12 protein-coding genes are annotated in these 13,368 nt (G+C 64.2%); 4 read left to right on the top strand and 8 right to left on the bottom strand.

Features of this window, described 5'->3' with window-relative positions; all coding sequences use genetic code 11:
• Positions 1–48: 48 nt before the first annotated feature.
• The 3 genes from PI87_RS18010 to PI87_RS18000 are packed head-to-tail and all read right to left on the bottom strand — an operon-like array spanning position 49 to position 2,914.
• Positions 49–630 carry a YqaA family protein gene (locus PI87_RS18010; RefSeq protein ID WP_039599088.1) on the bottom strand — a complete coding sequence of 194 codons (582 nt, stop codon included), beginning with the start codon at positions 628–630 and terminating at the stop codon, positions 49–51.
• Positions 631–687: 57 nt separating this feature from the next.
• On the bottom strand, positions 688–1,935 hold the full coding sequence (locus tag PI87_RS18005; RefSeq protein WP_039599087.1) for a nucleoside recognition domain-containing protein: 1,248 nt from the start codon (positions 1,933–1,935) through the stop codon (positions 688–690).
• Between the two features lie 43 nt (positions 1,936–1,978).
• Positions 1,979–2,914 (bottom strand): ion channel, encoded by a 936-nt coding sequence (locus PI87_RS18000; protein ID WP_039599086.1) that lies wholly within the window; start codon positions 2,912–2,914, stop codon positions 1,979–1,981.
• A gap of 128 nt (positions 2,915–3,042) precedes the next feature.
• Between PI87_RS18000 and ilvA the strand changes: the two genes are divergently transcribed.
• The 3 genes from ilvA to PI87_RS17985 all read left to right on the top strand — a co-directional run bounded on the left by ilvA (position 3,043) and on the right by PI87_RS17985 (position 6,977).
• Complete coding sequence (gene ilvA / locus PI87_RS17995) at positions 3,043–4,563, top strand: threonine ammonia-lyase, biosynthetic (protein WP_039599085.1); 1,521 nt, start codon at positions 3,043–3,045, stop codon at positions 4,561–4,563.
• 20 nt (positions 4,564–4,583) lie between these two features.
• Entirely contained in the window at positions 4,584–5,420 is an 837-nt protein-coding gene (gene queF / locus PI87_RS17990) for an NADPH-dependent 7-cyano-7-deazaguanine reductase QueF (RefSeq protein WP_039599084.1), read from the top strand.
• 234 nt (positions 5,421–5,654) lie between these two features.
• Complete coding sequence (locus tag PI87_RS17985) at positions 5,655–6,977, top strand: acetate kinase (RefSeq protein ID WP_039599083.1); 1,323 nt, start codon at positions 5,655–5,657, stop codon at positions 6,975–6,977.
• Positions 6,978–6,999: 22 nt separating this feature from the next.
• On the opposite strand, the gene PI87_RS17980 is transcribed toward PI87_RS17985, so the two are convergent.
• The 5 genes from PI87_RS17980 to PI87_RS17960 all read right to left on the bottom strand — a co-directional run bounded on the left by PI87_RS17980 (position 7,000) and on the right by PI87_RS17960 (position 12,601).
• On the bottom strand, positions 7,000–7,560 hold the full coding sequence (locus tag PI87_RS17980; protein WP_039599082.1) for a hypothetical protein: 561 nt from the start codon (positions 7,558–7,560) through the stop codon (positions 7,000–7,002).
• Between the two features lie 22 nt (positions 7,561–7,582).
• On the bottom strand, positions 7,583–8,278 hold the full coding sequence (locus tag PI87_RS17975) for a C39 family peptidase (RefSeq protein WP_442965499.1): 696 nt from the start codon (positions 8,276–8,278) through the stop codon (positions 7,583–7,585).
• A gap of 13 nt (positions 8,279–8,291) precedes the next feature.
• Positions 8,292–8,735, bottom strand: a complete 444-nt coding sequence (locus tag PI87_RS17970) for a hypothetical protein (RefSeq protein WP_039599080.1) — start codon at positions 8,733–8,735, stop codon at positions 8,292–8,294.
• A gap of 134 nt (positions 8,736–8,869) precedes the next feature.
• Positions 8,870–10,183 carry a hypothetical protein gene (locus tag PI87_RS17965; protein ID WP_039599079.1) on the bottom strand — a complete coding sequence of 438 codons (1,314 nt, stop codon included), beginning with the start codon at positions 10,181–10,183 and terminating at the stop codon, positions 8,870–8,872.
• Positions 10,184–10,885: 702 nt separating this feature from the next.
• Positions 10,886–12,601: an AMP-binding protein gene (locus PI87_RS17960; RefSeq protein WP_039599078.1), complete on the bottom strand. Its 1,716-nt coding sequence runs from the start codon at positions 12,599–12,601 to the stop codon at positions 10,886–10,888.
• A gap of 242 nt (positions 12,602–12,843) precedes the next feature.
• Here PI87_RS17960 and PI87_RS17955 point away from each other — a divergent pair, with 242 nt between their 5' ends.
• A complete protein-coding gene (locus tag PI87_RS17955) occupies positions 12,844–13,362 on the top strand; it encodes a gluconokinase (RefSeq protein ID WP_039599077.1) in 519 nt (172 codons plus the stop codon).
• Positions 13,363–13,368: the final 6 nt, after the last annotated feature.

Below are 13,368 nucleotides of genomic sequence, written 5' to 3'. Positions count from 1 at the left end.
CTTGCGAAAACATAACGCGCTGAACGTGACGAAAGAATCACGCAAACGTCACATCAGAAGATTCTTGATCCAGCCCAGAATGCCGTGCCAGAAGTCGTCGGGCAGCGTCATCAGTGCCCCCGTCATGACCAGATAACGCAGGAATTTGCCGATGGCCATGTACATCACGCTCGGCCAGAACTTCAGGCGCAGCCAGCCGGCCAGCGTGCACAGCGGGTCCCCAATGCCGGGCAGCCACGACACTAACAGCGACACGGGCCCCAAGCGGCGCATCCAGCGGAAGTACTTCTTGTCGAGCGGCGGCTCGCGGTGGCGCTTGGGGTGTGGCACGTGCTGCGCATGCTCGGCATCGTGCTGGCGGCGGCGGCGCGCCAGGTGGTAGCGCACCAGCGCCAGCTTGGCCGCATAGCCCATCCACCAGTCAACCACGCCGCCCAGCGTGTTGCCGACGGTGGCCACGATGATGGCCGGCCAGAACATCTCCGGATTGAGCTTGATATAAGCGAACACCGCCGGCTCAGAGCCCAGCGGCAAGAGCGTCGCCGAGATGAAACTGACGAGAAAGATGGCGGGCAGCCCGACCTTGGGCAAGGCGAGCGTGGCAAAAAGCGTGTCGATCCACTGTTCCATGCGGTCGATTGTAGTGGGCGTGCGGCCGCGGCGTCGCTCGGGGGCCGCCCTACCCGGTCAGCCGAAGAACAGGTAGGCGACGAGCACGGCGCCAATCAGCCCGATCAGATCGGCCCACAGCCCGCAGGCGAGCGCGTAGCGCGTGTCCTTGATGCCGACGCTGCCGAAGTAGACGGCCAGCACATAGAAGGTGGTCTCGGTCGAGCCCTGGATGATGGCGGCCAGCTTGCCCTGGAAGGAGTCGACGCCGTAGGTGGTCATCACATCGACCATCAGGCCACGCGCGCCCGCGCCGGAGAGCGTCTTCATCAGCCCCACGGGCAGGGCCGGCACGAAGCGCGTGTCGATCCCGAGGTGCGAGAACAATGCAGCGAGCCCCTGCATCAGGAAGTCCATGCAGCCTGCCGCGCGAAACACGGCAATACCGACCAGCACCGCCACTAGGTACGGCACGATGCCGATCGCCACCTGAAAACCATCCTTGGCGCCGTCGACAAAGGTTTCGTAAACGTTGATGCGGCGGATTGCTCCGCACGCCAGGAAGGCCACCACGATGGCGAGGATGGAGCCCGCGCCGATCAGGCCAATCCACGCAGCCATCTGCTGCGGTGGAAACTGGCGCAGCCACGCAAACAGCAGCCCCATCACCGCGATGAAGCCGCCGAAGTACGCCAGCAGCGCCGGCTTGAACAGGTTGATGCGCTGGTAGAACGCCACCGCCCCGATGCCCGCGCAGAAGCCAATGAACGTGGACAGCAGCGTCGGCAGGAAGATGTCTGCCGCGTTGAAACCGACCAGCCCCTGCTTGACCGCCATGGCCTGCCGGATGGCGATGACGGACGTGGGCACCAGCGTCACGCCCGCGGTGTTGAGCACCACGAACATCAGCTGCGCATTGCTGGCGCGCTGCGGCTGCGGGTTGATCTCCTGCAGTTCGCGCATGGCCTGCAGGCCGAGCGGCGTGGCGGCGTTGTCCAGGCCCAGCATATTGGCCGACACGTTCATCATCATCGCGCCGTTGGCCGGGTGACCAGGGGGCACCGAGGGAAACAGATGCCGCATCAGCGGGTTCACCAACCGTGCAAACAGGTCGACCACCCCAGCGCGTTCGCCCACGCGCATGATGCCCAGCCACAGCGCCATCATGCCGGTCAGGCCCAGCGCAATCTCGAAGCCTGTGCGTGCGGCATCGAACATGGCGGTGAGCATGCGGGAGAAGACCTCCATGTCGCCCTGCACCACCTGCACACAGGCCGTGACGAAGGCAACGAGGAAGAAAGCCAGCCAGACAAGGTTCAGGGCCACGAGCGTTGCGCGTTGACGCGGTGAGATGAATCGGACAAGCCGCTCATTGTGCCTGCGCCGGCCCCTCGGCTGACATATCAGCCGGCACGATCTTGTGGAAGTTGTCGTACTCGACGTGCGTGACGCCGTTTTCGTCGTCGCGCATCAGGTCGACGTAGCGGTAGCCCCAGCGGATCTCGTCGTGGCGCCACGCGTTGCGGGCCTGCAAGGTCTGCGCGGCGGTCTCATCGGAGCCCTGGATGGTGAGCAGCAGCAGCGCATCCCCCGCGGCAAGCGACTCGGCGGTGGCGTTGTACAGCGGGCTCGTCTCGTCGATCACGTGCATCATGACCCAGCCGAGCAGGAAGATCGGGTGCTCGCTGCGCTCCAGGTGCAGATCGCGGATGCGGTAGATCGAATAGCCCTCGGGGGAGCGCTCGTCCTGGAGCAGACGCAGCTTGGCGGTCGCCTCGGCGATGACGTTCTGGCGCGCATTGGCCGCCCGCACCATCAGCGTCATCTTGCCGTTGAGCATGCGCACCACGGCATTCTGGGCAAACATGATCTTGGCGCGCGGGCGCGAGAAGCGCGCAAACACCAGCCCCGTGGCCATGGCGATGCCCGACATGCCGATGAAGATCTCCAGCGTGGCAATGATGTGGGCGTACGTCGTCTGCGGATGCATGTCGCCGTAGCCGACGGTGGCGAGCGTCTCCACGCTGAAGAAGAACGCCCCCGCAAAACCCGAGGGCGACTGATTGGCGATGGACGCATCGCCCAGCGAATACAGCCCGGCAAACACCGCGTTGAGGGTAAGGAAGAGCCCCGCCAGGATGGCAAAGAAGGTCGGCCAGTTGACCTCCAGCGCGTGGTGGTAGATGTCGCGCCAGCCCAGCGACGGCATGCCGTGGGCAATGACCTGCTGCGTACCGGACCAGACCCTGCGGCCCCGGCGCCCACCCACGCGCGGCAATCGAAAAAAGAACGCCTTGGTGCCCATGGTGCCCTGCCCTCCCCCGTGATGGATCGCGGGGGAGTGTACCGACCGCCCCGCCTGTCCTGCAAGGCGGACAAGGCCCCGCGTGATAGGCTTACGGGCTCTCCCCCACGTCCAACCCGGTCCGCACCATGGCCATCGATTACCTCAAGAAGATCCTGACCGCGAAGGTCTATGACGTCGCGCTGGAAACCGAGCTCAAGTTCGCGCCCAACCTGTCGGCGCGCACCGGCAACCGCGTCTTCCTCAAGCGTGAAGACGACCAGCCGGTGTTCTCGTTCAAGCTGCGCGGCGCGTATAACAAGATGGCCTCGCTCACGCCGGCCGAGCGCAAGCGTGGGGTGATTACGGCATCGGCCGGCAACCACGCGCAGGGCGTGGCGTTCAGCGCGGCCCGCATGGAATGCAAGGCCGTTATCTGCATGCCGGTGACGACGCCACAGCTCAAGATTGACGGCGTACGCTCGCGCGGCGGCGAGTGGGTGGAGGTCGTGCTGCACGGCGAAAGCTACTCCGACGCCTACAACCACGCCGCCAAGCTGCAGGAAAAGCACGGCTACACCTTCGTGCACCCGTTCGACGATCCGGAAGTGATTGCCGGCCAAGGCACCATCGCCATGGAAATCCTGCGCCAGCATCCGCAGCCGATCCACGCGATCTTCTGCGCCATCGGCGGCGGCGGGCTGATCTCGGGCATTGCGGCGTACGTGAAGGCCGTGCGCCCGGACATCAAGGTGATCGGCGTGCAGAGCGTGGATTCCGACGCGATGGCGCGTTCGGTAGCTGCTGGCAAGCGTGTCGAACTGAAAGACGTGGGCCTGTTTGCCGACGGGACGGCGGTCAAGCTGGTGGGCAAGGAGACCTTCCGCATCACGCGCGAGCTGGTCGACGAGATCATCACCGTGGATACGGATGCGATTTGCGCGGCGCTCAAGGACGTGTTCCAGGACACACGCAGCCTGCTGGAGCCTTCGGGCGCGCTGGCGCTGGCCGGCCTGAAGCAATACGCCGAGCGCACCAAGCTGAAGAACGAAGCGCTGGTGGCCGTGGCCAGCGGCGCCAACATGAACTTCGACCGCCTGCGCTTCGTGGCCGAACGTGCCGAGGTGGGCGAGGCGCGCGAAGCCGTGTTTGCCGTGACGATTCCGGAAGAGCGCGGCAGCTTCAAGCGCTTCTGCGAGCTGGTCGGCTGGTCGCGCAACGTGACCGAGTTCAACTACCGCATTGCCAGCAAGGACGCCGCGCATATCTTCGTGGGCGTGCAGATTGCATCGCGCGCCGAGGGCGACAAGATTGCCGACAACTTCCGCAAGCACGGTTTCCCGACGCTGGACCTGTCCAACGACGAACTTGCCAAGCAGCACATCCGCTACATGGTGGGCGGGCGCTCGCCGCTGGCGGAGAATGAACTGCTGTACCGCTTCGAGTTTCCGGAGCGGCCCGGCGCGCTGATGAAGTTCCTCTCGAGCATGAGCCCGAACTGGAACATCAGCCTGTTCCACTACCGGAATCAGGGTGCCGATTCGAGCAACATCCTCGTCGGCATCCAGGTGCCGAAGAACGAGAAGCGCGAGTTCAAGGCGTTCCTCACCACGCTGGGCTACAAGTCCTGGGACGAAAGCGAGAACCCGGTCTACAGCCTGTTCCTGTAATCGCCCGCGGAGCCTTTGTCATGAGCAACCAACCTGAACACTCGCCGCTGGGCAAGACGTCTGCGTATATCACGCAGTACGACCCGAGCCTGCTGTTTCCCATTCCGCGCCAGGGCAAACGCGACGAGATCGGTCTGCCGGCTGGCAGCGCCCTGCCCTTCTTCGGCGTGGACCTGTGGAACCTGTATGAACTGTCGTGGCTGAACCTGCGCGGCAAGCCGCAGGTGGCCATCGGCACCGTGATCGTGCCGGCGGATTCACCCAACATCATTGAGTCGAAGTCGTTCAAGCTGTACCTGAACTCGTTCAACCAGACCAAGGTGGCGTCGTATGAGGCGCTGCAGCAGTTGATCCATCACGATCTGTCGGAAGCGTGCGGTGCGCCGGTACAGGTGCGCATCGTGCCGCACGAAGAGTTTGCCCGGCAGAAGATGGGCGAGCTTGACGGCCTGCTGCTCGATCGCTTGGACATCGAAACCGACATCTATCAGCCCACGCCCGAACTGCTGCAGGTGAACGAGGAAGAAAGCCCGGTGGAAGAATCACTGGTCTCGCATCTGCTCAAGTCCAATTGCCTGGTGACGGGCCAGCCGGATTGGGGCAGTGTGCAGATCCGCTACGTGGGTGCGCCAATCAATCAGGAAGGGCTGCTGAAATACCTGATCTCGTTCCGCGAGCACAACGAGTTTCACGAGCAGTGCGTCGAGCGCATCTTTACCGACATCCTGCGCCAGTGCCGCCCGGTCAAGCTGGCGGTGTACGCGCGCTACACCCGGCGCGGCGGGCTGGACATCAACCCGTTCCGCACGAACTACAACACGCCGTGGCCGGACAACATGCGCAATGCACGTCAATGAGGCACGTCAGTCAGCGCTCACACATTGCACACCAAGGCGCCTTCGGGCGCCTTTTTTCTTGGCCTGTGCGATCAGCCAAACGGGCACGCAGATCTCCTCCATTTAGGGGACACGAAGGCCCTATCGTTTCGCGCCCGCTCGCCTATAGTGGAACCGCTGTACGCCACCCGGGGGAAATCGTGAAGGGCCCATCCGCTTTTCGTGGACAGGACGCTCTCGACGGGGGACATTGCCATGAAGAACGCACCATGGGGGCCGCTTCGTGCGGTTACGTGCGCATGCCTGCTGTTGTGCAGCGGGCCGGTCCTTGCGCAGACCAACGAGCCGGTAGACGACAAACCACCCAGCCTGGAAGCGCTTCAGCGGGAGCTTGTCGATGCGCAGGCGCGCCTGCAGGAATTGAAGCGCTCCATCAAGCAGCAGGAAGCCCACCTGAACCACATGCGGCGCGCGCTCGGCATGAGCGAGCTCGATACCGTGCGCGGTACCGGTGCGCCGGGCGCAGGTGGCGACACATCCTCTGGTGACGCTGCCGCGCAGATGGCGCAGAACGGCCAACCGGGCAACACGCCCGTGGGCAAACCGCCAGAACCCTCCGACCAGCCACCACGTGTTGCGCAAATCTTCGATGAGCCCAGCGCGCTCACGCCGCCGGGCAAGTTCGTGGTGGAGCCGTCACTGCAGATGGCGTATTCGTCGTCTGATCGCGTGGCGCTGGTGGGCTACACCATCATCCCCGCGCTACTGATCGGGCTGATTGACGTGCGAGAGGTGAAGACCACCACGCTCACCAGCACGCTGGCCGTGCGCTACGGCTTGGCAAAGCGCTGGGAGCTGGAACTGCGCATGCCTTATGTCTACAGCACGAACGACACGGTCAGCCGCGAGATCTTCACGGGCACGGCAACTGACAACGCCTTCAGCTCGCGCGGCCACGGCATCGGCGACGTGGAAATGACGGCGCGCTACCAGATCAGCGCGGGCGGCGTCGACAAGCCGTTCACCATCGGCTGGCTGCGCTTCAAGACACGCACCGGCAAAGACCCATTCGAGGTCACCACCGACTGCGTGACACGCTGCGTGAGCAACACCACGGGCACTGGCCTGCCGCTGCAGCAGCCGACCGGCTCGGGCTTCTACGCACTGCAACCGGGCCTGACCTGGCTGTTTCCGACCGACCCGGCGGTGTTCTTCGGCAGCGTCAGCTACCTGCACAACTTCGAGCGCAAGGACGTGAGCCTGAACCTGGTGGACGGCTCGCAGCAGTTCCTGGGCAACGTGAAGGCCGGCGACATCATCGGCCTGAACTTCGGCATGGGGCTGGCGTTGAACGAGAAGGCATCGTTCTCGATCGGCTATGACCAGAGCATCATCGGGCCGACCCAGCAGAACGGCCAGCGCGTGCCGGGTTCGGTACGCACCATCCTGGGCACGCTGCTGGTGGGCTATTCGTACCGCATCTCGCCCAAGATGACGCTGAACCTGTCGGTAGGCGCAGGCCTGACACGCGACACGCCGGACCTGACAGTCACGCTGCGGTTGCCAATCCAGTTCTAAGTTCCAGCGCGCTGGCGCTGCATCAGTGCAGCCCAGTCACGACGTTGGAGAGCGCGCCCTGCAACGCATTGGTGAGGCTGAGCTGACGGAACTGCGGCAGGCTGTTGACCGCCGCATTGATGGTCGTGATCGCCTGCAAAGTCTGGCCACTCAGGCTGTTCTGGATGATCGTGGCGGCCGTTGCCGCGCCCGTCGCAATATCCGGAGGCGCCACATTGTTCGGCCCGTTCTGTACCACGTTGACCGTGTTGACCACGTTGGCAAGCTGCTGCGCCTGCGCGGCCGTCATGCGCGCCACATCGGGAATATTGACCGACACGCTCGCCACCAGATCGCCGTTGATATACACCGCGCGATCGATCCCAAACGCAATGCGCAGCCCCGCCGCAGAAGGCACATCAAACCCGCCGCGCATGTCGTCGAGCTGATCTTCCGACACGGCCTTCCATGCGTGAACCGGATTGTTCGTGCGCGGGCCGTCTACGGTTTCAGATTCGCCATCCATGCCGGCCGCCAACGCATGACCCGACCCTGCCAGCACAAGCATGCCGGCAGCGCACAGCACCCCACCAAACCGTCTCATGGTGCCCTCCTGCGTGCCTCTGTCAGAAGTCGGATGGACCATGCTTGGGGAGCACGATGTTCCCCAGGCCAGTGCGATCCACCCCTTCCTGCAGCGGCGCGCGCGGTGCAACACGCCAGTCCGACGCCGCGTTGAAGGTTGCGCCTTGCTCGCGGTTGTGGATGACGAACAGCAAATGGTTGTCCCACATGCGCTCAAAACTATCGCGTGGGATCGCGCGTGTGCCCATGGCCGGATCGCCCACCAGCACACGCCCTTCCTGCACGCCCTTGACCACCACGAAGTGGTGATAGCCGTTCTCGCTCAGCAGCACGATGGCCGGCAAGTGGGCGCCATTCAATGCATCCAGCGGCTGCTCGAAACCATCAGCCTCAAAGCCTTGCGACTCCAGATAGCGTTTGATGTCGAGCAGCGAAAAGCCTTCTCGCCGGATCTTCTCCTGGTTGCCATGCAGATACATGGCCTGGAACACCGTCTGCTCGCTCACCGGATAGCCGTACTGGTAGGTGAGCAGCGTCGCCACGGCAGCCGAGCCGCAACTGAAGTCGAAGCGCTGATGGATGGTGCGCAGAAAACGCGCCTCCTTCATGCTCGTCACCGGCATGTTGTAGGTCGCGCCGCCCGTGCCGAGCATGTCGATCGAACCCGCAAGCGCAGGCCCGCAGGCGCCAACGATCAGCGCCGCGCTCCACATCCATCGCATCGCCCCACCTCTCATCGCCGTCATTGCATCACTGCCTGAACTGCACGTTGACGATCGTGGAGTTCTGGATCAACACGTTCGCTCCGCTGTTCTGGATGACCGTGGGAATCCCGGCAGCATTGGCGAACGAGCCGTCGCGCACGACGTTCGAGCCCGTCAGTACGTTGACGGCACTGTCGTTGCTGACGGTGCCCGAGAGGCGCGCGTCGTTGACGGTCTGGTACAGGTCCTGCGTCCCGCCGCGATAGCCTTCGAGCTTGTCTGCATCGACCGCATGACCGAACCCGGGCACCGATGTGGGCGCGGCGACCGGGGGACGCACCGCTTCCACGTTGACTGCCTGGAGACTGTCTGCGACCGGCGCATCTTCCGCCGCGATCGCTGTCGCTGGCATGACGGCTGGCCATGCCACAAGGCCGCATGTCAGGAGCCATGCCGCCCATCCTGTTGCTGTTGTTCTGTCGGATCGCATCGAATGTCTCCATACGTTCCAACTTCGGTTCCAACGGTTCCGACTGGGCCGGACCCAATGTTGCGTGGCCCGGCCCAGTCAGCCGCCGCCCTCAGAGAGGCGGCGGCACTTCCCCGCTCATGCCTGATACCGGATCAGTGGCCGACATTCAGGTTGGCTTGCACATTGACGCTCTGTTGGATGAGCGACGCGAAACCGCTGTTCTGGTTCGCGATCATCACCCCGGCAGCCGATTGGCCAACGCTGGTCATGGCGTTGGACATGTTGAACGTGCCGGCATCCACCGCCACCGTTCCACCTGCCCCACCCGCACCGCCAACTGCGCCGTTGCCGACGCCACCGTTGCCGGTGCCGCCTGCGCCGCCTGCTGCGCCCATCGCACCCGTTGCGCCCACTGCCCCGTTGCCGGCCATGGACGTGGCTGAGCCGTTGGTTGCGCTGCCGTTGGCTGCACCACCGCCTGCACCGCCGTTGCCGGCTACGTTGGTGGCTGCACCGCCTGCGGCGCCTGCGCCGCCTGTGCTGGTGCCAGTTGCTCCGCTGGTACCTGTGCCTGCGCCGCCAGAAGCCGTTGACGTGCCAGCCGTACCTGCGCCGCCAGCCGCGCCGTTACCTCCTGCTGCCGCACCCGCGCCGCCCGTTGCCGCGCCACCACCGTGATGACGGTTGGCATCGCCGCCGCTTGCCCCCGCACCACCGCCACTGCCACCGCTGCCGCCGCCGGCTGCACTGTTGCTGCCCGCTGCGCCACCCAGGCCTGCGCCCAGGCTGGCCGAGAGCGTGCCGGAGCCGCCGCCTGCGCCGCCATTGCCGGCATTGCCGCTGGCATCGCCGCCGCTGGCGCCGTTGCCAGCCGTTGCGCCACCGTTGGTCGCACTGCCGTTGGTGACATTGCCCGAGCTGCCGCCCGCACCGCCACCGCCGCCCGCGCCACCTGCGCCACCGGTGCCGCCATTGCCGCCCATGCCGACGCCACCGTAGCCATTGCCGCCACGACCGCCGCCGCCACCGTTGGCCGTGCCGCCGTTATTGGTGGCGACGTTGCCGATGCCCGATACGCTGAGGTTGGTCACCGTGCCTTCCAGCTTGGAGATGGCGATCGCTTTGCTGGAGTTGAAGGCATCACTGAAGGTTGCGGTTGCAACGCTGCCATTGTTGGCAGCCGCGGTGCCATAGCCATAGGCAGTGGAAGCGCCGCTGTTGTCGCGGTCGTTGCCTTGGCTTTGGTTGTTGTGTTGGTTTGAATTGTCGGTGCTGCGTGTGCTCGTGCGCGAGCTTGTATTGGTGTTGGTGTCCGTCGTTGTTGTGGTTGCGGTGTTGGTGATGGTGGCCGTGTTGGTTTGGGTCTTGTCACCCGCCCCAGATGCCGAGTTCCCGATGTCAGCCAGTGCAACGCCTGAGACCCCCAATCCCATGGCGATCGCGGTGGCCAATAAGGTCTTCTTCATAACGCACTCCATAAAGGTGAGAGGGGCGGTTGGAAGCGCGGCCGATGGGGCCGTCGCGCTCTGCCTGTGGGAAAAAACATCACCCACCCCGGGGCGCACTGTTTGCATATTCGGTGCCACCTTCAGGCGCGATCGCACAACGCATCACCAAGCAATTGAAAACGCTGTGGAATCAACGGCTGGCGCGCGCGGCGCGCGGTCGACCGCGTGGAATCGTGCCAAGGCATACTCTTTTTAGAGTAGTCGTTCGCGCGCTTTGGTTGCACGGCTGAAACAGCAATGCGGCGACTGCGGCGTCAGCGGTGTTCTGCGATCGCGCCAAGACCCACACCCGGCCAGCCGATCGCGCGAGCACCGGTGTTCGAGTGCACCTTCGTCGTGGTGGTTTCAACGCTGAACCATCGGCGCATCAGGGCTCACATTGCGTGAGCCGGCGTTCATGGCGAGCGTGCATCCCGTCACGCACGTTGCAACGGAACTGACACGAAGTTGTGGCGCGGCGCAGCGACCGGCCGAACGTGCGCAACGCTTTCCTGCGAGTGCACCCTATCGGCAAGACGCATGCGGGATCGGTGTTTTGGTTTTCGTGCTGTGCCTCAGCCGGGCACGCGAAAAAAATTGCGCACGGCAAGCATCGTCATGGCAACGACATGCCGTGCGCAACTGGTTCGCATTTCAGCGGAGAAACCGCGCAGGGCTTGCTCAGGCCGTTTGCGCGACGGTCAGCTTGAGTTCTTCGATCATGCGATCGCGCATCACGAACTTCTGCACCTTGCCTGTGACCGTCATCGGCATCTCGGTGACGAAGCGGATATAGCGCGGAACCTTGTAGTGCGCGATCTGGCCTTTGCAGAATTCGCGGATCTCCTCCTCCGTGGCTTGCTGGCCCGGCTTGAGCACAATCCACGCGCACACCTCTTCTCCGTACTTCTGGTCGGGCACGCCAAACACGTTGACGGCCTGCACCTTGGGGTGGCGGAAGAGAAATTCTTCGATCTCGCGCGGGTATACGTTCTCGCCGCCGCGGATGAGCATGTCCTTCACGCGGCCAACGATGTTGCAGTAGCCATCGGCATCGAACGTTGCCAGGTCGCCCGTGCGCATCCAGCCGTCGTGGATGGACTCGGCGGTCTTGGCCTCATCGTCCCAGTAGCCGAGCATGACCGAGTAGCCCTTGGTCCACAGCTCGCCCTTCTCGCCCACCGGCACGGTGTCGCCCACGCCATCCACCAGCTTGACCTGCAAGTGCGGTTGAATGCGGCCGACAGTGGTCACGCGCTTGTCGAGCGGGTCGGTTACCGCACTCTGGAACGACACGGGGCTCGTCTCGGTCATGCCATAGGCGATGGTGACTTCGCGCAGGTTCAGCTCCGACACCACGCGCTTCATCACCTCGATCGGGCACGGCGAACCGGCCATGATGCCGCCGCGCAGCGTCGACACATCGAAGGTCTTGAAGTCGGGATGATCGAGCTGCGCGATGAACATGGTCGGCACGCCATGCAGTTGCGTGCAGCGTTCTTCCGCCACGGTCTGCAGCGCGGCAAGCGGGTCGAAGGCCTCACCCGGGAACACCATGCACGCGCCGGTGGCCGTGCACGTGAGCACCGACATGACCATCCCGAAGCAGTGATAGAGCGGCACCGGAATGCACAGCCGGTCGCCGGCCTGCAGGTTCATCGCCATGGCAACGAAGCGCGCGTTGTTGACCACGTTCACGTGCGTGAGCGTGGCGCCCTTGGGCGCGCCGGTGGTGCCACTGGTGAACTGGATGTTGATGGCGTCGTCGGGCGACAGCGTGGCGGTAATGGCGTCCAGCGCATCAACGGGTACGTCCTTGCCGCGCGCAATCACGTCGGCAAAGTTGATCATGCCCGGCGTGGCGGCCTCGCCCGTCCGGATGACCCAGCGCAGTGCGGGCAGTTTGGCGGCATTCAATGCGCCGGGCTGCGCAGTCGCCAGCTCAGGCGCCAGCGTCTGCAGCATTTCCAGGTAGCGCGAGGTCTTGAACGCCTCGGCGGCGACGATGGCCTTGCAGCCAACCTTGTTGAGTGCGTATTCCAGTTCCGAGAGCCGGTACGCCGGATTGATGTTGACGAGAATGAGCCCCAGGCGCGCCGTCGCAAACTGCGTGAGCACCCATTCGTAACGGTTGGGCGACCAGATGCCGATGCGGTCGCCCCGCTCCAGCCCCAGCGCATGCAGGCCGGCGGCCAGCGCATCGACCTGCTCGGCAAAGGCGCGCCATGTCCAGCGCACCCCCTGCTCGCGAAACACCACCGCCTCCGCGTCGGGGTAGCGACGCACCGTCGCTTCCAGCAACGCGGGCACTGTTACGTGCGCCAGCGGCACCTCCGTATCCCCCACCACGTACGACATGCCGTTGCGTGGGCACGGATCGAATACTTCACCAGCCATGGACGTCTCCTCCAATCAACGTGGGTCCTTTTGAGACCTTGTTTTGAATGATTTTCTGCTACTTGTTGCTCTGCAATTTGACGCAGCTTGACGCATTTGGCAATCCGTTCCCTGACGAACAATGACGCGGAACAATTGCTGCGCCGCAGCAGGAAAAATCGGCGGCGGGCAGCGTCAACGCGCTAACATGCCGGCCTGACGTTTTGCGGTTTCTTACGCTTTTTCGTGCGCAGGGATTGACGATGATCGTAGTAGTGATGGGTGTTTCGGGTTGCGGCAAATCGACGGTGGGCCAGAAGATTGCCGAGCGTCTGGGCTGTGCGTTCCGTGATGGCGATGAGTTCCACAGCGACGCCAACCGCGCCAAGATGCACGCCGGCATCCCGCTCAACGACGACGACCGCAAGCCCTGGCTCGAATCCATCCGCGCGTACATGGACGAGACGACACGCGGCGGCGGCTCGCTGGTGGTCGCCTGCTCCGCGCTCAAGCAGCGCTACCGCGACGTGCTGCGCGGTACGGCTGCCAACGGCGGCACCACCGAGTTCGTCTACCTGAAGGGTGACTTCGATCTGCTGCAGGGCCGTCTGTCCGCACGCAAGGACCACTTCTTCAACCCAAACCTGCTACGCAGCCAGTTCGATGCGCTGGAAGAGCCGACCGACGCCATCGTCGTCGACATCGCCCTGCCGCCCGAGAGCATCGTCGACCAGGCAGTCACGCAACTGCAGACACGCGCCGCGCATCGCCCGGCGGCCTGATCCTCA

The sequence above is a fragment of the Ralstonia sp. A12 genome, assembly GCF_000801955.1.
Taxonomy (GTDB): Bacteria; Pseudomonadota; Gammaproteobacteria; order Burkholderiales; family Burkholderiaceae; genus Ralstonia.
This window is presented reverse-complemented; position numbering and strand designations above follow the sequence as displayed.

What these genes read in the sequence shown, in the direction of transcription:
- PI87_RS18010 (WP_039599088.1), bottom strand. Translation starts at nt 630, where the DNA reads ATGGAACAGTGGATCGACACGCTTTTTGCCACGCTCGCCTTGCCCAAG.
- PI87_RS18000 (WP_039599086.1), bottom strand. Translation starts at nt 2,914, where the DNA reads ATGGGCACCAAGGCGTTCTTTTTTCGATTGCCGCGCGTGGGTGGGCGC.
- ilvA (WP_039599085.1), top strand. Translation starts at nt 3,043, where the DNA reads ATGGCCATCGATTACCTCAAGAAGATCCTGACCGCGAAGGTCTATGAC.
- queF (WP_039599084.1), top strand. Translation starts at nt 4,584, where the DNA reads ATGAGCAACCAACCTGAACACTCGCCGCTGGGCAAGACGTCTGCGTAT.
- PI87_RS17985 (WP_039599083.1), top strand. Translation starts at nt 5,655, where the DNA reads ATGAAGAACGCACCATGGGGGCCGCTTCGTGCGGTTACGTGCGCATGC.
- PI87_RS17980 (WP_039599082.1), bottom strand. Translation starts at nt 7,560, where the DNA reads ATGAGACGGTTTGGTGGGGTGCTGTGCGCTGCCGGCATGCTTGTGCTG.
- PI87_RS17975 (WP_442965499.1), bottom strand. Translation starts at nt 8,278, where the DNA reads ATGAGAGGTGGGGCGATGCGATGGATGTGGAGCGCGGCGCTGATCGTT.
- PI87_RS17970 (WP_039599080.1), bottom strand. Translation starts at nt 8,735, where the DNA reads ATGCGATCCGACAGAACAACAGCAACAGGATGGGCGGCATGGCTCCTG.
- PI87_RS17965 (WP_039599079.1), bottom strand. Translation starts at nt 10,183, where the DNA reads ATGAAGAAGACCTTATTGGCCACCGCGATCGCCATGGGATTGGGGGTC.
- PI87_RS17960 (WP_039599078.1), bottom strand. Translation starts at nt 12,601, where the DNA reads ATGGCTGGTGAAGTATTCGATCCGTGCCCACGCAACGGCATGTCGTAC.
- PI87_RS17955 (WP_039599077.1), top strand. Translation starts at nt 12,844, where the DNA reads ATGATCGTAGTAGTGATGGGTGTTTCGGGTTGCGGCAAATCGACGGTG.